21 protein-coding genes are annotated in these 21,591 nt (G+C 55.5%); 14 read left to right on the plus strand and 7 right to left on the minus strand.

The window, feature by feature from the left end:
* Positions 1 to 22 precede the first annotated feature (22 nt).
* From atpA to FHI25_RS15250, 3 genes are all read right to left on the minus strand, one after another.
* A complete protein-coding gene (gene atpA / locus FHI25_RS15240; protein ID WP_008889762.1) occupies positions 23 to 1,555 on the minus strand; it encodes a F0F1 ATP synthase subunit alpha in 1,533 nt (510 codons plus the stop codon).
* Positions 1,555 to 2,112, minus strand: a complete 558-nt coding sequence (locus FHI25_RS15245; protein WP_040823053.1) for a F0F1 ATP synthase subunit delta — start codon at positions 2,110 to 2,112, stop codon at positions 1,555 to 1,557. Before FHI25_RS15245 ends, atpA begins: the two co-directional genes overlap by 1 nt.
* 458 nt (positions 2,113 to 2,570) lie before the next feature.
* Positions 2,571 to 2,888, minus strand: a complete 318-nt coding sequence (locus FHI25_RS15250; protein WP_210519120.1) for a MazG nucleotide pyrophosphohydrolase domain-containing protein — start codon at positions 2,886 to 2,888, stop codon at positions 2,571 to 2,573.
* A 73-nt stretch (positions 2,889 to 2,961) separates the two neighbouring features.
* Between FHI25_RS15250 and FHI25_RS15255 the strand changes: the two genes are divergently transcribed.
* Positions 2,962 to 3,789 carry an ABC transporter substrate-binding protein gene (locus tag FHI25_RS15255; protein WP_210519123.1) on the plus strand — a complete coding sequence of 276 codons (828 nt, stop codon included), beginning with the start codon at positions 2,962 to 2,964 and terminating at the stop codon, positions 3,787 to 3,789.
* A 25-nt stretch (positions 3,790 to 3,814) separates the two neighbouring features.
* Here the strand turns inward: FHI25_RS15255 and FHI25_RS15260 are convergent, their stop codons facing one another.
* Positions 3,815 to 6,046 carry a primosomal protein N' gene (locus FHI25_RS15260; protein ID WP_210519125.1) on the minus strand — a complete coding sequence of 744 codons (2,232 nt, stop codon included), beginning with the start codon at positions 6,044 to 6,046 and terminating at the stop codon, positions 3,815 to 3,817.
* 171 nt (positions 6,047 to 6,217) lie between these two features.
* Here FHI25_RS15260 and fsa point away from each other — a divergent pair, with 171 nt between their 5' ends.
* The 7 genes from fsa (at position 6,218) to FHI25_RS15295 (ending at position 12,018) form a co-directional block, all read left to right on the plus strand.
* The gene (fsa, locus tag FHI25_RS15265; protein WP_008889757.1) at positions 6,218 to 6,874 is read left to right on the plus strand and encodes a fructose-6-phosphate aldolase; all 657 of its coding nucleotides are present in this window, start codon (positions 6,218 to 6,220) and stop codon (positions 6,872 to 6,874) included.
* Positions 6,875 to 7,267: 393 nt separating this feature from the next.
* The gene (locus tag FHI25_RS15270; RefSeq protein ID WP_210519127.1) at positions 7,268 to 7,957 is read left to right on the plus strand and encodes a DUF484 family protein; all 690 of its coding nucleotides are present in this window, start codon (positions 7,268 to 7,270) and stop codon (positions 7,955 to 7,957) included.
* Positions 7,936 to 8,886 (plus strand): tyrosine recombinase XerC, encoded by a 951-nt coding sequence (locus FHI25_RS15275; RefSeq protein WP_210519137.1) that lies wholly within the window; start codon positions 7,936 to 7,938, stop codon positions 8,884 to 8,886. Before FHI25_RS15270 ends, FHI25_RS15275 begins: the two co-directional genes overlap by 22 nt.
* Positions 8,887 to 8,972: 86 nt before the next feature.
* Positions 8,973 to 9,278 carry a YrhK family protein gene (locus FHI25_RS15280; RefSeq protein WP_210519139.1) on the plus strand — a complete coding sequence of 102 codons (306 nt, stop codon included), beginning with the start codon at positions 8,973 to 8,975 and terminating at the stop codon, positions 9,276 to 9,278.
* Positions 9,279 to 9,364: 86 nt separating this feature from the next.
* Positions 9,365 to 9,970, plus strand: coding sequence for a glutathione S-transferase family protein (locus FHI25_RS15285; RefSeq protein WP_210519141.1), 606 nt, complete (start codon positions 9,365 to 9,367; stop codon positions 9,968 to 9,970).
* Between the two features lie 99 nt (positions 9,971 to 10,069).
* Complete coding sequence (locus FHI25_RS15290) at positions 10,070 to 10,561, plus strand: class I SAM-dependent methyltransferase (RefSeq protein ID WP_063089237.1); 492 nt, start codon at positions 10,070 to 10,072, stop codon at positions 10,559 to 10,561.
* A 68-nt stretch (positions 10,562 to 10,629) separates the two neighbouring features.
* Positions 10,630 to 12,018, plus strand: coding sequence for a glutamine synthetase family protein (locus tag FHI25_RS15295; RefSeq protein WP_210519144.1), 1,389 nt, complete (start codon positions 10,630 to 10,632; stop codon positions 12,016 to 12,018).
* 31 nt (positions 12,019 to 12,049) lie between these two features.
* Here the strand turns inward: FHI25_RS15295 and FHI25_RS15300 are convergent, their stop codons facing one another.
* Complete coding sequence (locus FHI25_RS15300) at positions 12,050 to 12,274, minus strand: hypothetical protein (RefSeq protein WP_210519146.1); 225 nt, start codon at positions 12,272 to 12,274, stop codon at positions 12,050 to 12,052.
* 200 nt (positions 12,275 to 12,474) lie between these two features.
* Positions 12,475 to 12,801, minus strand: a complete 327-nt coding sequence (locus tag FHI25_RS15305; RefSeq protein WP_210519148.1) for a hypothetical protein — start codon at positions 12,799 to 12,801, stop codon at positions 12,475 to 12,477.
* Positions 12,802 to 13,275: 474 nt separating this feature from the next.
* Between FHI25_RS15305 and nadA the strand changes: the two genes are divergently transcribed.
* The 4 genes from nadA to FHI25_RS15325 all read left to right on the plus strand — a co-directional run bounded on the left by nadA (position 13,276) and on the right by FHI25_RS15325 (position 16,611).
* Positions 13,276 to 14,298, plus strand: coding sequence for a quinolinate synthase NadA (nadA, locus tag FHI25_RS15310; protein WP_008889748.1), 1,023 nt, complete (start codon positions 13,276 to 13,278; stop codon positions 14,296 to 14,298).
* Between the two features lie 78 nt (positions 14,299 to 14,376).
* A complete protein-coding gene (gene nadC / locus FHI25_RS15315) occupies positions 14,377 to 15,216 on the plus strand; it encodes a carboxylating nicotinate-nucleotide diphosphorylase (RefSeq protein ID WP_210519150.1) in 840 nt (279 codons plus the stop codon).
* A gap of 6 nt (positions 15,217 to 15,222) precedes the next feature.
* The gene (locus FHI25_RS15320; RefSeq protein WP_246879121.1) at positions 15,223 to 15,648 is read left to right on the plus strand and encodes an NUDIX domain-containing protein; all 426 of its coding nucleotides are present in this window, start codon (positions 15,223 to 15,225) and stop codon (positions 15,646 to 15,648) included.
* A 129-nt stretch (positions 15,649 to 15,777) separates the two neighbouring features.
* Positions 15,778 to 16,611 carry an isocitrate lyase/phosphoenolpyruvate mutase family protein gene (locus tag FHI25_RS15325; RefSeq protein WP_210519152.1) on the plus strand — a complete coding sequence of 278 codons (834 nt, stop codon included), beginning with the start codon at positions 15,778 to 15,780 and terminating at the stop codon, positions 16,609 to 16,611.
* A gap of 24 nt (positions 16,612 to 16,635) precedes the next feature.
* Here the strand turns inward: FHI25_RS15325 and FHI25_RS15330 are convergent, their stop codons facing one another.
* On the minus strand, positions 16,636 to 19,254 hold the full coding sequence (locus tag FHI25_RS15330; protein ID WP_210519155.1) for a DUF3772 domain-containing protein: 2,619 nt from the start codon (positions 19,252 to 19,254) through the stop codon (positions 16,636 to 16,638).
* A gap of 219 nt (positions 19,255 to 19,473) precedes the next feature.
* On the opposite strand from FHI25_RS15330, the gene FHI25_RS15335 reads away from it, so the two are divergent.
* Both FHI25_RS15335 and zapE read left to right on the plus strand, forming a co-directional pair.
* Complete coding sequence (locus tag FHI25_RS15335) at positions 19,474 to 20,463, plus strand: CorA family divalent cation transporter (RefSeq protein WP_210519157.1); 990 nt, start codon at positions 19,474 to 19,476, stop codon at positions 20,461 to 20,463.
* 97 nt (positions 20,464 to 20,560) lie between these two features.
* Positions 20,561 to 21,591 (plus strand): cell division protein ZapE (zapE, locus tag FHI25_RS15340; protein ID WP_210519159.1); only part of this gene is annotated, 1,031 nt, incomplete at its 3' end.

Below are 21,591 nucleotides of genomic sequence, written 5' to 3' on the forward strand. Positions count from 1 at the left end.
CTCCTTCGCCTAAGTTTCAGTCTTACGCGAAGGTTTTCGCGAACTTGTCGAGGAACGCTTTAAGCTTGGCTTCGCTGTCATCGGACAGAACTTTCTCGGTGCGGATCGCATCGAGGATATCAGCGCCAGCCGAACGAATTTCGGACAGGTACTGTTCTTCGAAGGCGCGAACCTTGTTCACCGGAATGCTGTCGAGATAGCCTTTAACACCAGCGTAGATCACAACAACCTGCTCTTCGACCTTAAGCGGCGAGTACTGCGGCTGCTTGAGCAGCTCGGTCAGACGTGCGCCACGGGCCAGAAGTTTCTGGGTTGCCGGATCAAGATCCGATGCGAACTGTGCGAATGCTTCCATCTCACGATACTGAGCGAGTTCCAGCTTGATCGAGCCAGCAACCTGCTTCATCGCTTTGATCTGTGCGGACGAACCAACACGCGAAACCGATAGACCAACGTTCACAGCCGGGCGTACGCCTTTGTAGAACAGGTCGGTTTCAAGGAAGATCTGACCGTCGGTGATCGAGATCACGTTGGTCGGAATAAACGCCGAAACGTCGTTACCCTGGGTTTCAATAACCGGAAGTGCGGTCAGAGAGCCGGCGCCGTTTTCGTCATTCATCTTTGCCGCACGTTCCAGCAGACGGGAGTGCAGATAGAAGACGTCACCCGGGAATGCTTCACGTCCCGGCGGGCGGCGAAGCAGCAGCGACATCTGACGATAAGCAACAGCCTGCTTGGACAGATCATCATAGAAGATGGTTGCGTGCATGCCGTTGTCACGGAAGTACTCACCCATTGCGCAAGCAACGAACGGTGCGATGAACTGCATCGGCGCCGGGTCGGATGCGGTCGCAGCAACAATGATGGTGTTTTCCATCGCGCCGCGCTCTTCAAGGACCTTAACAACCTGTGCAACGGTCGAACGTTTCTGACCAACTGCAACATAGATGGAGAACATCTTGTCGCTGTCGGATTTCGCTGCATCGTTCACCGGCTTCTGGTTCAGAATGGTGTCAACGATGATGGCGGTTTTACCGGTCTGACGGTCACCAATGATCAGCTCACGCTGGCCACGGCCAATCGGGATCAGGGAGTCGATCGACTTGATACCGGTCTGTACCGGCTCGTGAACCGATTTACGCGGGATGATGCCCGGTGCCTTGACGTCAGCAAGGCGACGTTCTTTTGCACCCAGTTCGCCTTTGCCGTCGATCGGGTTACCCAGACCGTCAACAACGCGACCAAGAAGTTCTTTACCAACCGGAACGTCAACGATGGCGCCAGTACGTTTAACCTGGTCACCTTCCTTGATCGAACGGTCAGAACCGAAGATCACGACACCAACGTTGTCTTCTTCGAGGTTAAGGGCCATGCCCTTAATGCCACCCGGGAAGTCAACGAGTTCACCTGCCTGGACGTTGTCCAGACCGTAAACACGGGCAATACCGTCACCGACAGACAGAACCTGACCGACTTCGGCAACTTCGGCTTCAGCACCAAAATTGGCAATCTGATCCTTAAGAATAGCGGAGATTTCCGCGGCGCGGATTTCCATCACGCAACCCCTTTCATAGCGAGCTCGAGCTTCTGCAGTTTAGTACGAAGCGAGGCATCAAAAACCCGGGAACCGACCTTGACGACAAGACCGCCAAGAACAGCCGGATCAACTTTAAGGTCCACTTTTACAGTGGCGCCGACAACTTCTTTGAGAGCGCCGGTAACGGCTTCGATTTGCTCTTTTTTCAGCTCGGAAGCCGAGGTCACCTGTGCGGTAACTTCGCCCTTGTGAGCCGAGAGCATGGAAAGGTAGGAATCAATGACATCCGGCAGGGCAAACAGACGACGCTTCTGAGACAGAAGCCCTACGGTCTTCTTGGTCAACTCGGAAACGCCAAGCTTGTCCAGAAGAGCCGCCATCGCCTTGGCCTGCACGTCCCGGGAAATCACGGGACTGCGGAGTACATTCCGGAGGTCATCGCTGGTTGCGATGGCCTGGTCGAGCAATTCAAGATCGCTTTTGACAGCATCAAGCTGGTTGGCCGAGTTGGCCAAGTCAAATAGTGCTGTGGCGTAGCGCCCTTGGAGCCCGGTCGCGGCAGTATTTTGGGACACCGGTGAAAGCCCTCAATTCTGGTTATGAGAACGACTCGGATACGTATAAAAAAATGATCCCCCGAAAGGGTTTCCTTCCGGGAAGCGAGCGTTTGGTATCACATGTCCTTTGAGTGGGCAACCCCCGCGCAAGCGCAATTGCGCCCTCTTTTCCATTCTTTGGCAAAGTTCGGCCAAAACACCCCGAAATCGCCCATTTTTAAGGCAGGCTTACAACTATTTAATAAGATGCCTCTGGTTGGGGATGGGGCCGCGAGGTTAATGAAATCCTGATTCAGCCGACGAATCCCCGAATTGCACAGAGTTGGTTTTTGTCGTGGCGGCAATTATCGGGATAAACCGGTCAAAACTGTAACCAACTTCACACCTGACCGAGACTTGAATTGGCCTAGCAGGGCCATCTGGTTGCCGGATCATCGCGAGGTATCGTCAAAATAAATCAAGTGACGTCGATGGTTTCAGACGTGTGATCCCGTGCCATCGCCCTTTGATACCCAGGTTCTTGATCGATTGATCGCCATCTTGGCCTGAACTTCCTGATCAAGGTCGAGGTCGAACTGATCAGCAAGACGATATAGCAAAATCAGAACATCGGCGGCCTCTTTGCCGATCTCGCCGATGTCGCGATCCTGAACCGCTTCGCCAAGTTCCTGCATTTCCAGAAGGGCTCGGTCTACGAGTGATGCCGGATCACTGACCGGACCAAATGTCTGCTCTGCCCAATCGCACATGCTGCGCTGATTTTCAGATGATTCGTTGTTACTTTCACAAAGCATTATCAAATTAACTCCTTAAATATAATATGACAGCAGATGCACCTGCGCCGTTTTCAGGACAACAGGAACGACAATGAAGACGCCAACGGCACGAAAACAAAGCTTCCTTGAACTGGGAATTTGCCTTTGTGCAGCAGTGTGCCTGATCCTGTTATCGTGGAAAAGCCCTTCGGCCCGCACCCTTGTGATCGAGGGTCTTGAAGAAGCCCCGCTGAAATGGGTTGGCCATGAAGACCCCATGGGCATTGATATCGACATCATGACCGAGGTTCTGCGCACTATGGGAATCCGGGATTATGTATTCCGGTTTGTCGATAATGGCAGCCGTTTGCTGCACAACGCCCGTAACGGCAACTCTGACATCGTCCTGACGCTTTCGATGAATGACGAGCGCGCCGAATTCCTTCTGTATCCCAATGAGGCGCATCTGCTGCTGGACTGGCGATTTGCGATCCGGGCCGAGGACAAAGAAAAAATCCGGTTCGAGGAATTTTCCGATCTCGCACGGACACGGATCGGGGCGGCGGCCGACTATTCTTATACCAGCGCCTTTTGGAATTCCGGTCTTGATATCCAGACTGTGGCCCGCAGTGACCTTCTGATCCCGATGTTGCTGCAAAACCGGTTTGACGCGGTACCGGTCAATTACCTCAACACCATTTATGACAGTCTGCAGAATCGCTATCGCAACAAGATCGCCTTCCTGTATCCGCCACTGCGTCGTGCGCCTTATTATAATGTGTTCTCCAAGGCGTCTGATTATCCCGACAAGGAAGCGTTCCTGAGCCGGTACGACGAAATCATCCGCGAAATGCGCGATGACGGCCGGCTGCTTCATATCTTTGAACGATACCTTGGACCGGACGGGTATGACTGGTGGCAGTCGCAATATTCGCAATAAGCTAGGCGACGCGAAGCAATCCCGACTACATAAAGCTGTAGGGGTCGATATCGACCTGCACGCGCACACTGCCCGGTGTTTTGACCTTTGACAACCAGTCATGGATCAGCGCCTGCATCTTGACCGACTTGTCGGCCCGGATCATGAAGCGTCGACGATAACGCCCGCGCAGAAGCGACAAAGGTGCGGGTGCCGGGCCCAGCACCATCAGCCCATCACCGCGCGGCGCAACCCGACCGATGCGCCAGGCGGCCTCATCAACTTCGCTTTCCTTTTTGCCACTTATAATAAGGGCGGCCAGCCGACCGTGTGGTGGCATGCCATGGGTCATGCGCTGGGATAGCTCCACCTCGTTAAAGGCATCGCGATCACCGGCGGCAATTGCCTTGATCACGCGGTTGGCCGGATCGGCTGTTTGCAGCATCACCGTTCCCGGGCGATCGCCGCGGCCTGCACGGCCCGCCACCTGGGTTAGCAATTGATAGCTGCGCTCGGCCGCGCGTAAATCGCCGCCAGCCAAACCCAGATCGGCATCAACCACCCCGACCAGCGTCAGCATCGGGAAGTGATAGCCCTTGGCCAAAATCTGGGTGCCGATCAAAAGATCAACCTCGTGATTATGCACGCGATTAATCAGCTGTGCCGCGGCCTTCGGACCCATGATGTTATCGGATGTCGCGACCTCGACCCGGATATCGGGAAAAGTCTCAACCGCCTCTTCATACAGGCGTTCCACCCCCGGACCACAGGGGGCCAGCTTGCCCTCCGCGCCACAGGACGGGCAGGCATCCGGGGCCTTGGCCTGATAACCGCAATGATGGCATTGCAATTTGCCCCATGCGCGATGTTCGACCAGCCAGGCGGTGCAGTTCGGGCACTGGAACCGATGACCACAGGCCCGACAGAGCGTAAGCGGTGCATAACCGCGGCGGTTCAGGAACAGCATTGCCTGTTCGCCATTGGCAAAGGTTTCTGCCAGACGTTTTTTAAGCGTCGGCGTGATCCAGCGATTGCGTTGGGGCTTGTCCTGACGGATATCGATGATCTCGACACTCGGCAGTACCGCCACACCATGACGACTGCCAAGTTGCACATGCTGATAGCGCCCGGCTTCAACATTGGCCAGGGTTTCAAGCGATGGGGTCGCGGATGCCAGAACAATAGGAATGTTGCCGAGATGCGCCCGTGTTACCGCCATGTCGCGGGCATGATACATCACGCCGTCTTCCTGCTTGAAGGCGTGTTCATGTTCCTCGTCAACCACGATCAGACCCAGATCATGATAGGGCAGGAAAAGGGCGGATCGCGCCCCGACAACAAGCTTGGCCGATCCATCGGCCACTGCCCGCCAGGTATCGCGCCGGCGAGCCTGCCCGACTTCGGAATGCCAAAGCGCAGGCTCAACACCGAACCGGTCACGGAAGCGCTGCAACCACTGAGCGGAAAGCGCAATTTCCGGCAAAAGGACAACAACCTGTTTTCCCTGTGCCAGTGCGGCACGGACCGGCTCAAAATAAACTTCTGTCTTGCCCGACCCGGTCACACCATCCAGAAGCGTGCAGGAAAAGCCACCATCATCAAGGCGTGCGCAGAGCGCGTCTGCGGCCTCGTTCTGTTCGACTGACAAATCCGGTCGCAGAATATCAAGATCGGGGGCTTCAAACGGCGATGGCGGGGTGACCATCAGGCGCTGCACAGCGCCAGCGTCGACCAGTCCCTTGATCACACCCGCCCCGGCACCGGTTTCGCGCAGGATATCGCCCTGCTCCATCGGCGGATGATCGGCCAGAAATGCCAGAACGCGTTTGCGCGGCGGCGTCATGCGCAAAGATGCCGCGTCAAATTCCGGGTTCAGGGTAAAGCGAAAAATCGGCTTGGGGGCCTCAAGCGCGTCAGGCACGCTCATGGCCATGCGCAACACAGCCCCTTGCGGCGCCATGGTATAGGCCGATACCCAATCAATGAATTTGCGGGTGACATCGGCCATTGGCGGAGTTGGCAGAACACCGAAAATTTCGCGCAGCTTGCCAGGATCAACATCGCCCTTGGCATCGCCCCAGACGACACCGCGCTGGGTTTGACGGCCGAGGGGAATTTCAACAAAATCGCCGGGTGCAACAGAAACGCCTTCGGGCACCAGATAGTCATAAGGACCTGCCAAAGGCAGCGGCGGCAGGACGCTCACGGTCTGGGCGGTTACCTCAAAGGCCGGATCATTCGCAAACAAATTTCCAGAGGTGGCCTTTGCGGCACGCATATATTATAAACCCCGTGAGGTTGCCCATCCGACCGGTGCCGTTTCAGGAACGCCAGACATTGGGCAAAGAAACAAACGGTCCCACAGCAAGGATCTGGTTCCGTCGTCAGATGATCCAGAACCTAGCAGCTAACCGCATCATTGAACAACAGGTCCTAAACAGGAATTCCAATGAAGTTTTTCATCGATACCGCTGACATCGACGCAATCCGCGAACTGGCCATGTCCGGCCTCGTGGACGGTGTCACCACAAACCCCTCGCTGGTAGCAAAGTCTGGCCGACCGTTTCTCGAACTGATCAAGGAAATTTGTGAAGTTGTTGACGGTCCGGTCAGCGCAGAAGTTGCTGCGACCGATTACGAAACCATGGTTGCCGAAGGCCGCAAGCTTGCCAAAATCGCCGACAATGTCGTCGTCAAGCTGCCGCTGACTGCTGATGGCCTCAAGGCTTGCCGTACCTTCACCGACGAAGGCATTCAGACCAACGTAACGCTGTGCTTCTCGGTTGGTCAGGCCATTCTGGCTGCCAAAGCAGGCGCGACCTATGTTTCGCCGTTCGTTGGCCGTCTGGATGACATTTCCTCGGATGGTATGCAGCTTATTGCTGACATCGTTGATGTTTATGGCAACTACCCGAACTGGACCACCGAAGTCCTCGTGGCATCGGCACGTGGCCCGCAGCATGTTGTCGACTCGGCCCGTCTCGGTGCTGACGTTGTCACCATCCCGCCGCAGGTTCTTGGTCAGTTGACCAAACACCCGCTGACCGACAAAGGCCTCGAAGCCTTCCTCGCCGATTGGGAAAAAACCGGCCAGTCGATCCTGTAATTTTGGATCGCTGATCGCGACAGACATTTAGGGGCCAAACTGGTTCACATGACCGCCCCGGCAACTGATATGAGAGAAAAAGCAAGGAAAAGCCCGCAGATCGGGGAGATCCCCGATCAAGGGATTTGACGCAGAGGCTTTCTCTCATAGCAGTTGTCCTTCGGATCACCCGGATATGCACGGGCTATTTTTGTCGCAAAACCTTGAAAGATATAGATCTTCCGGCGATTTTGCTCCGCATATCCGCACATATCCGGGTGACCGGGACGATTATGTGAATCAGTTTGGCCCCTAAAAAACCCGCATCGCGCGTGGTTTTTAACATGCATTTAACCCGGCAGCCCGCATTGTGGCAGCCGGGTTTTTTGTTTCTCACTTTTCAAGCCGGAACCGATGGAAAAGACAGCTTTGCGCGCCGACGATGTGGCGGACTACCTTGCCGAACATCCTGAATTCTTCACTACGCGCCCGGACTTGCTTGAAAGTCTTGATTTGCCGATGCGCGAACTGGGCAATGGCGTTGCCGACATGCAGCAATATGTCGTTGCGCGCCTGCGCGATGAACGTGAAAAGCTGCGCGGTGCCACCAGCGAACTGATCAATATTTCCAAATCCAACCTCGAAACCCAAAGCCGCATTCACCGTGCGGTTCTGGCATTACTCAACGCGCGCGGGTTTGAAACCTTTGTCGAGGCACTTCAGGACCTTGTGCCAGAGCTTCTTGATCTTGATGCGATTGCGCTGTGCTTTGAAGAATGCAAAGAGGCCCCGGTCCCAAGCTGTGATGGCCGGGTGCGTCGCCTTGTTGTCGGCGCAGTTGATCAGGTTCTGGGCGACGAGCACGATGTCTGGCTGTTGCCCGATGATGCCGGTGACGAGGCGATCTTTGGCCCGAAGGCATCTGACATCCGGTCTGCGGCGATTGTGCGCCTGGCACCATTTTATGGCGATCCGGTCGGGCTTGTTGCCTTTGGCGTCAAGGAGCCGGATTATTTCAGCCCGGCACAGGCCAATGATCTGATCATGTTCCTGGCATCCGTTATCGAATTTGGTGTGCGTAGATGGCTGACCCAAACGGTCTGACCGCGATCACCCTGCCACAGGATGTGCGCGACGCCATCGCAGACTGGCGTGGCTGGCTTGCCAATGAGCGTCGCGCGTCCTACCACACGACAGAAAACTATCTAGGCGATCTTTATGCCTTTCTGGGCTTTATCAAGGATCATCTCGGCGAAACTCCGACGCTTAAGGATCTTTTGCGCCTGAATCCGCGCGATTTTCGAAGCTGGCTGGCACGCCGCAGCATGGATGGCATGGCCAAGACGTCGACCGCACGTGGGTTATCAAGCTTGCGCAATTTCTACCGGTTCCTTGAACGATCCGGGCGCGGTCAAAACGCCGCGGTGCAGTCAATCCGCAATCCCCGCCTGCCGCAATCAACGCCCAAACCGCTGGCGCCAGATGACGCCATGGCAGTGCTCGAAAATGCCGATGCCTGGCAGGATGAGCCGTGGCTTGGCAAACGTAACCTCGCGCTTTTCACCCTGCTTTACGGTTGCGGCCTGCGTATTTCCGAGGCGCTTGATCTGAATGCCAATCAACGTCCGACCGGGGATTCGATGGTGATCACCGGTAAAGGCAACAAACAACGCCTTGTCCCGGTTCTGCCCATCGTGCGCGAAGCGATCGAGGATTATGTCCGCACCTGCCCGTTTGCGCCCGATGGCGATGATCCATTGTTTCTGGGCGCACGCGGCAATCGGCTTGTGGCACAAGTCGCCCAGCGTGAAATGCGCAAGGTCCGCGAACTTTTGAACCTGCCCGATACCGCCACCCCGCATGCGCTGCGCCATTCCTTTGCGACCCACCTTTTGGCCGGGGGGGGTGATTTGCGCACCATTCAGGATTTGCTCGGCCACGCATCGCTTTCAACGACCCAGCGCTATACCGCGGTTGATACCGAACAATTGATGGCGGTCTATAACGGCACCCATCCGCGCGCCCGGCGCTAGCCCCCACCGCCAAAACACGCATCGGAACCGTTTTGCGCGCTCAGGCGTTGGATGCCAAGACACAGCTCCGCGAGAGAGATCCAGTGATGAAGCTATTTCGATCCCGCCGCTTTGACGCCAGCCCGCGCCATCGCCAGATTTACAGCGCCTATGAAATTGCCTATTCGGTCATCGACCTTCTGGCGGCTGTCCTGTTTATCGTCGGCAGTGTGTTGTTTCTTGATGATGCAACGGTCAAGGCCGGGACGTGGCTGTTTATCATCGGATCGGTGTTCTTTGCCGGTCGGCCTGCCGTGCGCCTTGCCCGTGAATTGCATCTGGCCGGACTAGGTGACGAGGGGCAACACGATAGGGCTGAGCCGGGTTCTGCCCGCAACCGCGCCGGGTCTTGAAAATCTTTTCGCAAAATTTCGGTTCCTAGCGATCACCTTTCGCCATTAGACTGCGGGCAAACACCTGATATGCCCGGAGGAAAACCATGATATTGCGTTCGAGTGGCCCGTCACCGTTTGGCCGGAAAGTCAAAATCGTTGCCAAGATGCTTGGCATTTATGACCAGCTGACGGTTGAAGATTCCAACACCAACGACCCGGCAGATACCCTGCGCCAGCAAAACCCGCTGGGTAAAATTCCGATCCTGATCCTTGAGGACGGTCGCAAGATTTTTGATAGCCGTGTGATCTGCGAATATCTTGATGCGCAGGTCGATGGCACCAGCCTGCACCCCACCGAAAGCGACGCACGGTGGGATGCCCTTACCCTTCAGGCACTGGGCGATGGCATTGTCGATGCATCGATCCTGCAGGTCTATGAAAGCCGCATGCGTCCGGAAGAAAAACGCCATGGCGATTGGCTGTCCTATCAGGCGGACAAGGTCAAACGATCCCTTGATCATCTGAGTGCCAATGCCCCGTCACTGGAAGGTGACCTGACGATTGGCCATGTCGCGATTGCCTGTGCGCTGGGTTATCTTGATCTGCGCTTTGAGGGCAAATGGCGCGAAAGCTATCCGACGCTGGTCACATGGCTTGAAACCTTTGACGCGCGCGTTCCGGCCTTTGAGGCCACCAAGTTTGTCGCCTGAGACTGATGCCCTTTGGCTCAATGCTGCTTGCACCAAAGGGCAAAGCTTTTAAATCAAGTGCTTAGCCACTTAGAAAAACAAACCGGAGCCTTTTGCACAATGTCCCGTCTGAACAGCGTTATCCGCCGCCTTCAAGCCCAACGCGATTGCCTGAATGCGGCAGCAGAAATGATCAAGGATCAGGACGGCATCGTGCTTGAAGTCGGGCTTGGCAACGGGCGTACGTTTGATCACCTGCGCGAAATCATGCCAGACCGCGAGATTTTCGTCTTTGACCGGCAAATCGCCGCCCACCCGAAATGCATCCCCGATGATGACCATTTGTTCCTTGGCGATATCTTTGAAACCCTGCCCAAGGCGGTTGAACGTTTCAAAGGCAAGGTTGCACTGGTTCATTCCGATGTCGGCACCGGGGACGAGGCCCTGAATGCCAAGATCGCGTCCTTTATCGGATCGACCCTGCCCCCGGCATTGATCAAGGGTGCAATCGTGGCATCGGACCAGAAAATCGATGTGCCGGGCACGATTGCCGAACCACTGCCCGAAGGCGTTCCAAAAGATCGCTATTTCTTCCGTCGTTATCAGGGCTAATATCGCGCCCAGTTTTGGAATTGGTTCTGCACCCGCAGGGCCCTGTCAGCATCTTAGGAAATCGTGCCGTGGCCACCGCAAACGCCCCATCGCCCAGTGGAAGTCAATTGTCCGAAGCACAGGACTTTCTGGCCAAATATCCCGATGTCGAGGCCATCGACATCATCCTGACCGACTTTCACGGCATTGGCCGGGGCAAGACGATCCGCCGTCACGAACTTGAAGGCATCTATAAATCCGGTCGCGGCTTGCCGAGCTCCCTGTTCGGGCAGGATGTCAGTGGCGAAGATGTTGATGATTGCGGCCTTGTCCAGACTGGCGGCGGTGGTGATTGCCGATGCTGGCCGGTGCCGGGCACGCTTGGCTATTTGCCCCATACCGGCCGCGGGCAACTTTTGATTGCCATGCATGAAGAAGACGGCGCGCCGCATGACGTTGATCCGCGCAATGTTTTCGGCGCACAGGTCAAACGGGCTGAAAATCTTGGCTTCTATCCGATGGGTGCGTTCGAGCTTGAATTTTATCTGGTTGATCAGACGCCGGATGCGCAAGGGCTTTATCACCCGGCCTCCTATGCGATCACCAAGCGGCGCAGCAAATTGCGCAACACCATGTCGGTCGATGAAATTGACGAGATGTCACCGCTTTTTGATGCGGTCTATGAGGGTGCCAAGCATCTTGATCTGACGCTGGAAACGCTGATTTCGGAATATGGTCCGGGCCAGTATGAAATGACCATCCGCTATCGCGATCTGATGCGCGCGGCCGATGACGTCATCATCGCAAAACGCTTGATCCGCACCGTGGCGCGGCGTTTTGGCAAGGAAGCAGTGTTTATGCCCAAGCCATTCGGCAACGAAGCCGGATCGGGCATGCATTTGCACCTGTCGCTTGCAGGCCAAGATGGCAATAACCTGTTTGCCGACCAGGCGGATGGATCGTTAAGCCCCTTGATGCTTAACGCGATTGGCGGCATTCGCGGCACGATTGGCGAAACCATGCTGCTCCTCGCCCCATTCATGAATTCCTGGCGTCGCTTTGCATCGGCGATGTATTCACCGGCATCTGATGACTGGGGTGTTGAAAACCGCACGGTTGCACTCCGCGTACCCGGCACACCGGGCAAAACCCGCCATTTCGAACACCGCATTGCCGGCGTTGATGCCAACCCCTATCTGGTGGCCGCCGTGACCTTGGGGGCAGCCCTTGACGGGATTGAAGGCAAAATCGATCCGGGCAAACCTTGCGAAGATGAAATCGGCGAGGCAAAGGCACCAAACGACCTGCCGCGTCATTGGCTAGACGCCATTGACCAGTTTGCCGCGTCCGAGTTCAACAAACGTACGCTTGGCGAACGCTTCCACACCGCATTCACCAAAATCAAACAGGCAGAATACGAACAGATGGCGCTGAAGGTGTCAGCGGCAGAGTGGGAGTATTACGGGTTTTCCGTCTGATCCCCTATCTGCGGGGGCGGTGCGACAGCGATCAGTAACTGAGGTCCAAACCAAGGAAGTTACTGAGTGCCAGGGTAATGCCCCCGACGACCAGAAGTGCGAGAACGAAGACGCCGGTGATCTTGGCGCTGGCGCGCAGGACTGCCTGTCTTCCGTACTTTTGACCTTGGTCGTAATGCCACTTGATGGCAAAGAACATCGCGGTCAGCAGTGCGACAACCTTGAACGTACCAAAGGTGATCGGAACCCAATCCATAACAAAGACTTTCGTTTGCAGCAGTTATGGATGTTATGGGCGCATCTGGGGCCAAGGCAAACTTCCCATTCTGCAACCCTGTCATGAAACAGAAGGTCGCGCCGGGAAAATCGGCTACTGAACGGGAATATCTGGGATTTCCAGATGAAAGTGCCGTCTGGTCAGATTGCTCTGACCAGGACTATCGGCAGCGTGCGGCGCTAGGAAGCGCGCTTGGCACGGGTGGTTGATTTGCGCGCAGAGAAGGCCACTTGCGGGCGGGCATCCATAGTTTTCTGATCGCGGAGATAAGCGACTTCAAGATCGCGGGGCTCAACACTGAGAACCCGTGAAGTATCCGGGCGGTCAGAATTCGTATTAAGGTGAATCTGCGTCGAAACCCACTGCCATGTCGGGTATGTCAGCTTTTCATCCTGGGTTTCTTCGGTAATCACCTTGTAAGATCCGGCCGGAAGGACTTCTGCAAGGCCACGCATGCTGAACGGACGTGTGAAATTCAGAATTCTCGAAGTGGTACGATTGGTCAAAAAAGGCTCCTTGCGCCGGAATGCGCGTTGGACAGGCCAAACGATCGGGACCATTCCCGCCGTCGGACACTGACTCGGATTACAGACAGATCAAAGTTTTCGGATTAACAACGGGCAAAAGTGCCCAAGCCAATAAAATATTGGAAATTTGAGAATCAAAAAATATTTGCAGCGTCGAGCATATGAATATTTTTGGTTAATTTACAATGTAATTATTTTTTATTTATACGTTTAAACAAAATGGTGAAATTTAATTCGGCGATCAAAGACACCGGATTTATTTATTAATTCAGATAATTGCGTTCCATTTTCTGACTCATCAGCCGTCAGCCCCAATCAATATCGGACGTATGCCGCCTATTCCTTGCCATCCCGTCGCAATGGCGATATTCAGGTTTCAAACTGTCATTAACTTGCAATGCCGGGCCCCGCGACTTATCTCCGGCTTGCAAACAGGCGAGATGAGACGACGCCATGAATGAAATGATCACCATTGCCGAGGCATCTGCCGACGCAATGTCGGAAATGCAGATTGATCCCACCCTTGATCTGGAAGCTGAGATTCAGCGCCTGAAAAAGGAAAAGAACGCGATCATTCTGGCCCATTACTATCAGGATGGGGAAATTCAGGACCTTGCCGACTTCGTTGGCGATAGTCTGGATCTGTCGCGCAAGGCGGCCGAAACCGATGCCGATGTCATCGTGTTCTGTGGCGTGCGCTTCATGGCTGAGGTTGCCAAAATCCTCAGCCCGAACAAGACTGTTCTGTTGCCGGATTCCAAGGCCGGTTGCTCGCTCGAAGATTCGTGTCAGCCCGAACCGTTCCGCAAATTCCGCGAACAGCACCCGGATCACGTATCGATCACCTATATCAACTGCTCGGCCGAGGTGAAGGCTGCGTCTGATATTATCGTGACCTCGTCGAATGCGGCCGAGATCATTGATCAGATCCCGCTCGACAAGCCGATCCTTTGGGCGCCTGACCGCCACCTTGGTTCCTATCTTGCCAAGAAAACCGGTCGCGACATGACGCTTTGGAACGGCTCGTGCATCGTGCATGAACAGTTTTCCGAGCGTGAACTGATCCGCCTGAAAACCCAGAACCCGGATGCCAAGATCGCAGCCCACCCGGAATGCCATGACGGTATTCTCAAACATGCCGATCACATCGGCTCGACCCGTGCGATTCTGGAATATGTGATCAACGGCCCGGATCAGAAATATCTGATCGCGACCGAACCGCACATCATCCACCAGATGGAAAAAGCAGCCCCGCACAAGGAATTCATTCCGGTGCCGGGTGCGGACGGGTCATGTGCGTGCAACAACTGCCCGTTCATGGAACTCAATACGCTTGAAAAGCTTTATCTGTGCCTGGTCAATAACGGCCCGCAGATCGTCATGCCCGAGGACCTGCGCGTCGCAGCGGTCAAGCCGCTTGAACGCATGCTGGAAATGTCAAAGAACATTCCGGTCAAAAAGGACGACGCGGCGTAAGCCAGCCAAACTCACAGCCCCGCAAATTTTGCGGGGCTGTTTGCCATTCCCCATCAGAATTCAAAGCAGCCCGCCATCATGACCGTCCTGACCCAAGCCGAAATCGCGGAATTCATTGATCGTTCCTTTGCCGAGGATATCGGCACCGGTGACATCACATCGAACAATGTCATCCCCGCCGATGCGCGCCTGCGCGTCGCGCTTGAAACGCGCGAGGATATCGTTGTGGCCGGGCTTGATATCGCCCTTGACTGTTTCCGCAAGCTGGTCCCGGATGCGAAGATCGAAAAGCACTGCGAGGACGGGGATGCGATCAAGGCCAAAGACGTTCTGGCCGTGGTCGAAGGCAATGCGCGCGGCATCCTGACGGCTGAACGTACAGCCCTTAATACGCTTCAACATCTGTCTGGCATTGCCACTACCACGCGCACCTATGTCGCGGCGATGGGCGAAACAACTGCCAAACTGCTTGATACCCGCAAGACACTGCCGGGTTGGCGCAAACTGGAAAAATACGCAACCCGCATGGGCGGTGCGCAAAACCACCGCATGGGTCTTTATGACGGGGTAATGATCAAGGACAACCATATTGGCGTTGTCGGATCGATCACCAAATGCGTCGCGGCCGCGCGTGCGGCCAACCTGCCCAAGATCGAAGTCGAATGCGACACGCTTGATCAGGTCAAGGAAGCCACCGAAGCCGGGGCGGACATCATTCTGCTTGATAATATGGCCCCGGATATGTTGCGCGAAGCGGTTGCCATTGTGGCTGGTCGCTGCAAGACTGAGGCATCAGGGGGTGTAAATCTTCAGACCATCGGTGCGATTGCCGCAACCGGGGTCGATTATGTTTCCGTCGGGCGGATTACCCAATCCGCACCGGCCGTTGATATCGGACTTGATGTCGCAATCCTGTGAGGCCACATGCGCGCAAGCAGTCATAGCACCACAGACCCAGCCTTGATCAAGGTGATCGAAACCGCCAACTGGATCTTGCGCGACGGCGAAAACATCCTGTCGGTCCGCAGCCACGGTCGCGACCGGTTCTATTTGCCCGGCGGCAAGATTGATGCCGGCGAAACCGCGCGCGAGGCCATCAAACGCGAAATCAAGGAAGAACTCGGCGTCGACCTGATCCCCGGTACGCTCCGCCAATTGGGCACGTTTGCCGGACAGGGCCACAACCTGCCCGAAGGGTCGATTGTGCGTATGACCTGTTTCACCGGCTATTATTGCGGAACCCTTGCACCTGAACGCGAGATCGCCGAACTCAGGTGGCTATCGCCGCGAGAACGCCACCTGATGGCCCCGATGGGGCAAAAGATCACCGCTGCCCTTTTCGATATTTGATCATCCGATCAACGCTATGCGGCCAATCGGCAGCGCCATTCGGCTGCAACCTTCGCGACAAATGTTCTTGTTATGTTCTATTCTTTTGTGGTAAGCATAATTTGCAACTTTGCACGAAGGGATCAGAACATGACGCAGGACAAAGGGGCATTGTTTCGGGCGCTTCACGAAGAACCTGGTGCATTCATCATTCCCAATCCATGGGATATCGGGACAGCCAGAATTCTTGCCGCACTCGGCTTTCGCGCCTTGGCAACAACAAGTGCGGGCATGGCCTTTTCCCTTGGCGTTGCAGAGGGCAAGACATCACCCGAAAATACGTTCAAGCATTGCCAGGCACTGGTTTCGGCCACACCACTTCCCGTCACGGCCGATCTTGAAAAAGGGATGGGCGATAGTCCGGAAAGCTCGGCTGAAACGATTTCGGTCGCAGCGTCAATTGGCCTGGCGGGCTGTTCGCTTGAAGATCACACGGGGGATCGGGCAAACCCGATCTATGATTTTTCGCTTGCTGTTGAACGCATTCAGGCTGCTATCGAAGCCCGATCAGCCTTGCCGCATGATTTTGTCCTGACCGCGCGGTGCGAGAACTTCCTGTGGGGACGCCCAGACCTTGACGACACGATCAAGCGCCTTCAGGCCTTTGAAAAGGCGGGGGCGGATGTTCTTTATGCGCCGGGCTTGTATGATCTTGAGACGATCCGCACGGTTTGTTCATCGCTGAGCAAACCGGTGAATGTGGTTATGGGCATGCCCGGAAACACCTTCAGCCTGACTGAACTGGCGGACGCGGGCGCAAAAAGGATCAGCGTCGGATCAGCACTTGCCCGCCTTGCCTATGGCGCCTTTGTCAAAGCATCGCGCGAAATGATCGATACCGGCACATTCGGATTTTCCGACCAGGCCATGGGCTTTGCCGAGCTTGAAGAATTTTTCACCGGACAAACCCACAAAGCCCAATAGCAACACGCAGATTGAACACACGCCCTAGCGCGGTGCATCCCCGTCAGGACTGCCGCCCGCATCGGGAATTTCACGGCCAGGCGCATCGCGATCGCGTGAAACATCCTTGGCCGCAGATGGTGGTGCGGCCTTTTGGTCCGCCCCGCTATCATCGGTGCCTGAGGATGTATCTTCTGCTTTGTCTTCTGGCGTTTTGGGTTCCTCAGGCTCGGCCTTCTCGACCTTTTTCGGAGCCCCCTTGCCTGCGTCGCGGATCGCATCAGTCAGCTTATCGATATCGCGCAGGTTCAGATCACGCTGCGGGAACGGAATTTCGATGCCTTCATCACGGAAGCGCTGGACAAGTTCAAAGCGGATCGAGCTTGCCACCGCAATCACATCGCCAATATCGCGCAGGAAATAGCGCAGTTCGAAATCAAGCGAGCTGGCCCCGAAATCCATGAACACCACCTGCGGTGCCGGATAGGTCAAAATCTCGCGGCGCTTGTCGGCCATTTCAAACAGGATCTCGCGAACCTTGTCGACATCCGATCCGTAAGACACACCAATCTTGATGATGCCGCGGCCTGAACGTTCCTTGAGCGTCCAGTTCAGAACCCGGTTGGAAATCAGTTCGGAGTTCGGGATGACAACCGAAGACCGATCAAAGGTTTCGATCTCGGTCGCCCGCACCCGGATATCCTTTACAAAGCCCTGATCGGCGCCAACGACAATCCAGTCCCCAACCTTGATCGGGCGTTCAACCAACAGGATCAGACCCGACACAAAGTTGTTCACAATGCTTTGCATGCCAAAACCAATACCAACCGAAATGGCACCGGCGATGATGGCAAGGTTGGACAAATCCAACCCGGCGGCCGAAACCGCTAGCAAGATGGCAAGGCAGATCCCGGCATAGCCAAAGATCGCCGAAACCGAATGTTGCAGCCCCTGATCCAGCTTGGTGTTGGGCAGTACCCGCGTGCTGAGCATGCGCTGGAAGAAGCGCATCACCGCCAAGACGATGACGAACATCAAGGCAGCCAGCATGATGGAGCGCAGCGAGAAATGAATGCCGCCAACCTGAATGCCAACAAAGGCCTGCTGGACTGCCAAAATAAGATCAGCCCAGGCAATGTCAGTAAAGATCATCACCGCGACCGGCACGGCGATGGAAAACATCACCACATCGATCAGAACCCGCAGCCAGAAATAAAGCGTGCCATGCACCGCATCGCTGACATTGCTGTCTTCGCTGCTTTCCGGGCGCACCAAGTAAGTATGCATCAAAGCCCGGCAATATCCGCGCAGCAGCCAGTAACAGGTCAAAAACGCCAGCGCCATCATCAGGTTTTCAAGGATGAAGCGTGCCAGCGCGACATAGCCCAGCAACATAAGCACCGGCATCATGATCGCGATGACTTTCAGGCCACGGCGCGACCGGCGTTCGATCTTTGACCAGATTTCGTGACGGTCGCGTTCGTCATGTTGCCAGAACACACCAAGCGAAGAGACAAACAGCAATACCGAAATGACCAGAACGTTCGAGATGCTTTGCACCAGCGCAATATCAAGCGACGTTCCAAGCGTCGTTGCCCCCTGCAAAAGCACCATATCAAAGGCAAAAATCACCGCCACAGCAAGCGAACAGAACCCGACAACCCGTGCGCCTTGCGGCGTAGTGCCCGACCGGCGCAATGCCGGGGCGAAGGGTGAATGCACACTGCGCACAGCAGCACCAACAAACAACAAAAACAGAGCAGCGGCAAAGCATTGCAGAACAAAGTCGCCCATAGCACCGCTGAGCAACGCTTCGCGCGAATCAAGGATGCCATAGGCAATCACAAGGGCGATGCCCGGTACCAGAGCGGTAAACAAAAAACGGGTTCCCGATATCAGCGACACCCTGTCTTCGTCGGGCACAGTGTTCCAGCGTGCCGGGATATAGCGCAGCACAATCAACTCGCCGCCGATCAGGGCGGCAATGACAATAAAGGTCAAAAGAACCAGTCCGGGCGCGACTTCAGAAAGCTGATCGGCAACCTGACCTTCAAGTTCAAGATTGGAATAACGCGCCTGAACCATGCTGGGCAGCTTGACGATTTCGCCCCAGGCTTCAAACCAGACAACAGGATCAAGCGGCACATCTACCCGGCCCAGAACGCGTCGGGTAAAGCGTTCACGCGCCAAGCCAGCAAGCTGGTCAGACAATTCGCCGGCGCGGAAATTCGTCAGTTCAAGCTGTTTGATAACCCCGCTAACGCGTGCGATGTCCTGATCAATACGGTCGCGTTCGCGCGCGACCTGGGGAACTTCTTCTTCTCCCTCTGCAGGCGGTTCGCCAAGCTTGCCAAGGGCTGCCTCAAAGCGCTGCAGGCGATCATTGGCCCGCCCGCGCAGATCATTGATGGCAAGCTGGATGGTCTCGATACGTTCACGGCCATCGGCGATTACGCGCCCGGTAATGTCGTCGCCGGAAATCGATTTCTCAATATCATCAAGCGAGGATTCCCATGCTGCGATCTGGTTCTGGGCATTTTCCAACTCGATTTTCTGAACAGCGTCCGGGCGCTGGCCGTTGGTCTGTGCCGCCAAACCGAAAGAAACCGTCATTGCAAACAAACAGATTGCAAGACTTGCGATTACCTGACGAACTGATGTCATGCCTGATGATCCATATTGATGCCCGAAGCGCTGCCCGGCTTCCGTTTCTTGAGTGTTTTTCGCGTTTTGTAAACAGGTTGGCCTGATACTTGGTCACAGAACCGAACCCTACACTGAGAACTGTAACGAATCATCTAACGTTTCGTTCCGTTGTCATTGTGACGTGATGATGACCCTGTCCCTGACCTGCATGAACGCAGTCAGCCAAGGAGCCCTGCGATGAGCAAAACCGCGCTGATCAATGCCTTTGAAATTACCCCGGATGGCACCGCACAACCGGTTGGATGGGACGCCCTGCAATCGGGCCTGCCGCCGATTGCCGAGGGAAATTATCTTTGGGTACATCTGGACTGGATGGGCGACGGGGTGCGCGACTGGCTGATCACGGTTGCCGGGATTGACGCGACCATCACCGACACGCTGTCGACCCGCGGCACGCGTCCGGCGGTGTTTTTCTATGATCCGGGCTATTCGCTTAATCTGCGCGGGGTGAACCTGAACGCGGAAAATGATCCGGCCGATATGATTTCGGTGCGTTTCTGGGTCACAAACAATATGGTGATCACGCTGCGTAACCAGCCGCTCAAGGCGTTTGATGACATGCGGGCCGCCATTGCGGAACACAAAGCCCCCAACAGCGTTGATGATTTCGTTCTGACTGTGGCCGAACGGCTTGCCTTTCGGGTCGAAAATGTCGTGCGCGGCATGGAAGAAGATGTCGAGGCGATCGAGGACGATCAGGAAACCGTGGCCGAGGGCAAAACCCTTGCCCTGCGCAAACGCGGATCGGACATTCGCCATCGGCTTTCACGCCTGCGCCGGCATCTGGGACCGCAACGCGATGCACTGGCGCATTATGTCGAACAGAAACCGGTCTGGTCTGACAAACGGTTCAAACGCCGCGCCCGCGCACTGACCGATAAAACCGTCCGCCTGGTCGAGGAATTTGATTCCCTGCGCGAACGCATTCAGATCGTGAATGAAAACCTGATGGCGCTCGAAAGCGAACAGATGAACCGCACGATGTACTGGCTTACCGTGATTGCCGGTCTGTTCCTGCCGATCAGTTTCGTCACCGGCCTTCTGGGCATCAATGTCGGCGGCGTTCCGGCAACCGACAGCCCGTATGGGTTCCTTGGGGTGTCGATCATTCTGGCAGTGATTACCGCGCTTGAAATCTGGCTGTTTAAAAAGATGCGCTTGATCTGATGGCAGCAATGCAAACCGTCTTGTTGCAATGCGATGCAACTTGGAGCTATGACAATCTCACAGTCCTAATTCCTTTCACTGCATTCGAGATTTGTTGATGACCGACGGCCCGCTTTCACGTTATCGCGCGAAAATCACCGCTGGTGAGCTGTCCCACGATCCGATGCAGGAACTCTGTGCGGAAAAACTCCAAAGCCTGAAAAACGCGCTGATCAACTATGAGCCGTCGACCGGTACAGGCGGCTGGCGCGAACGGTTTGGCCTGACCCGTCGGCGCGATGAACCGACCCCGCCATCAGGACTTTACATTTACGGCGAGGTTGGTCGTGGCAAATCCATGTTGATGGATCTGTTCTATGAAACCATCGACATTGAAAAAAAGCGTCGCGTCCATTTCCATGACTTCATGCAGGATGTGCATGAACGCATGCACCGTTATCGCCAGACCAAGAAAAAGGACGATGCCGATCCGATCCCGCCGATTGCCAAGGACCTTGCAAACGACGCCTGGCTGCTGTGCTTTGACGAGATGCAGGTAACCGACATCACCGATGCCATGATCCTCGGCCGCCTGTTTGAACAGTTGTTTGATCATGGGGTCGTGATTGTCACCACATCGAACCGCGTGCCGGATGACCTGTATAAGGATGGTCTGCAACGCCAGAACTTCCTGCCCTTCATCGACATGATCAAGCAGAAGCTTGATGTGCTGGAACTGGCGAGCCCGACCGATTACCGCATGCGCAATCTGACGGCCGCCGAGGTATTCCTGTATCCGATATCCCGCGAACAGGCATCCAAGCGGATTGACGAGATGTTTGCCACCCTGACCGAAGGCGCCCGCGTCGCACCCGACAGCCTGACCGTCAAGGGACGCAAGATCGAAATCAGTGCGGCTGGTGCCGGCGTTGCCAAGTTCAGCTTTGAAGAGCTTTGCACCCGTCCGTTGGGACCGGGGGATTACATCGCCCTTGCGACGCACTTCCACACCATCGTCATCGACTTTATCCCGAAACTGCCGGACTCGCGCCGCGATTGGGCCAAACGGTTCGGTACCCTTGTTGATGCCATGTACGAACACAAAACCAAGCTGATCTGTGCGATTGAGTGTGATCCGACCGAGATCTA

The organism is Thalassospira sp. ER-Se-21-Dark, from assembly GCF_017922435.1.
GTDB lineage: Bacteria > Pseudomonadota > Alphaproteobacteria > Rhodospirillales > Thalassospiraceae > Thalassospira.

Excerpts from the sequence above, each read along its gene's own strand:
- FHI25_RS15280 (WP_210519139.1), top strand. The coding sequence starts at position 8,973 with ATGAAGCTATTTCGATCCCGCCGCTTTGACGCCAGCCCGCGCCATCGC.
- FHI25_RS15290 (WP_063089237.1), top strand. The coding sequence starts at position 10,070 with ATGTCCCGTCTGAACAGCGTTATCCGCCGCCTTCAAGCCCAACGCGAT.
- FHI25_RS15250 (WP_210519120.1), bottom strand. The coding sequence starts at position 2,888 with ATGCTTTGTGAAAGTAACAACGAATCATCTGAAAATCAGCGCAGCATG.
- atpA (WP_008889762.1), bottom strand. The coding sequence starts at position 1,555 with ATGGAAATCCGCGCCGCGGAAATCTCCGCTATTCTTAAGGATCAGATT.
- FHI25_RS15275 (WP_210519137.1), top strand. The coding sequence starts at position 7,936 with ATGGCTGACCCAAACGGTCTGACCGCGATCACCCTGCCACAGGATGTG.
- nadA (WP_008889748.1), top strand. The coding sequence starts at position 13,276 with ATGAATGAAATGATCACCATTGCCGAGGCATCTGCCGACGCAATGTCG.
- FHI25_RS15300 (WP_210519146.1), bottom strand. The coding sequence starts at position 12,274 with ATGGATTGGGTTCCGATCACCTTTGGTACGTTCAAGGTTGTCGCACTG.
- FHI25_RS15260 (WP_210519125.1), bottom strand. The coding sequence starts at position 6,046 with ATGCGTGCCGCAAAGGCCACCTCTGGAAATTTGTTTGCGAATGATCCG.
- FHI25_RS15285 (WP_210519141.1), top strand. The coding sequence starts at position 9,365 with ATGATATTGCGTTCGAGTGGCCCGTCACCGTTTGGCCGGAAAGTCAAA.
- fsa (WP_008889757.1), top strand. The coding sequence starts at position 6,218 with ATGAAGTTTTTCATCGATACCGCTGACATCGACGCAATCCGCGAACTG.
- FHI25_RS15335 (WP_210519157.1), top strand. The coding sequence starts at position 19,474 with ATGAGCAAAACCGCGCTGATCAATGCCTTTGAAATTACCCCGGATGGC.
- FHI25_RS15325 (WP_210519152.1), top strand. The coding sequence starts at position 15,778 with ATGACGCAGGACAAAGGGGCATTGTTTCGGGCGCTTCACGAAGAACCT.
- nadC (WP_210519150.1), top strand. The coding sequence starts at position 14,377 with ATGACCGTCCTGACCCAAGCCGAAATCGCGGAATTCATTGATCGTTCC.
- FHI25_RS15320 (WP_246879121.1), top strand. The coding sequence starts at position 15,223 with ATGCGCGCAAGCAGTCATAGCACCACAGACCCAGCCTTGATCAAGGTG.
- FHI25_RS15270 (WP_210519127.1), top strand. The coding sequence starts at position 7,268 with ATGGAAAAGACAGCTTTGCGCGCCGACGATGTGGCGGACTACCTTGCC.
- FHI25_RS15330 (WP_210519155.1), bottom strand. The coding sequence starts at position 19,254 with ATGACATCAGTTCGTCAGGTAATCGCAAGTCTTGCAATCTGTTTGTTT.
- FHI25_RS15255 (WP_210519123.1), top strand. The coding sequence starts at position 2,962 with ATGAAGACGCCAACGGCACGAAAACAAAGCTTCCTTGAACTGGGAATT.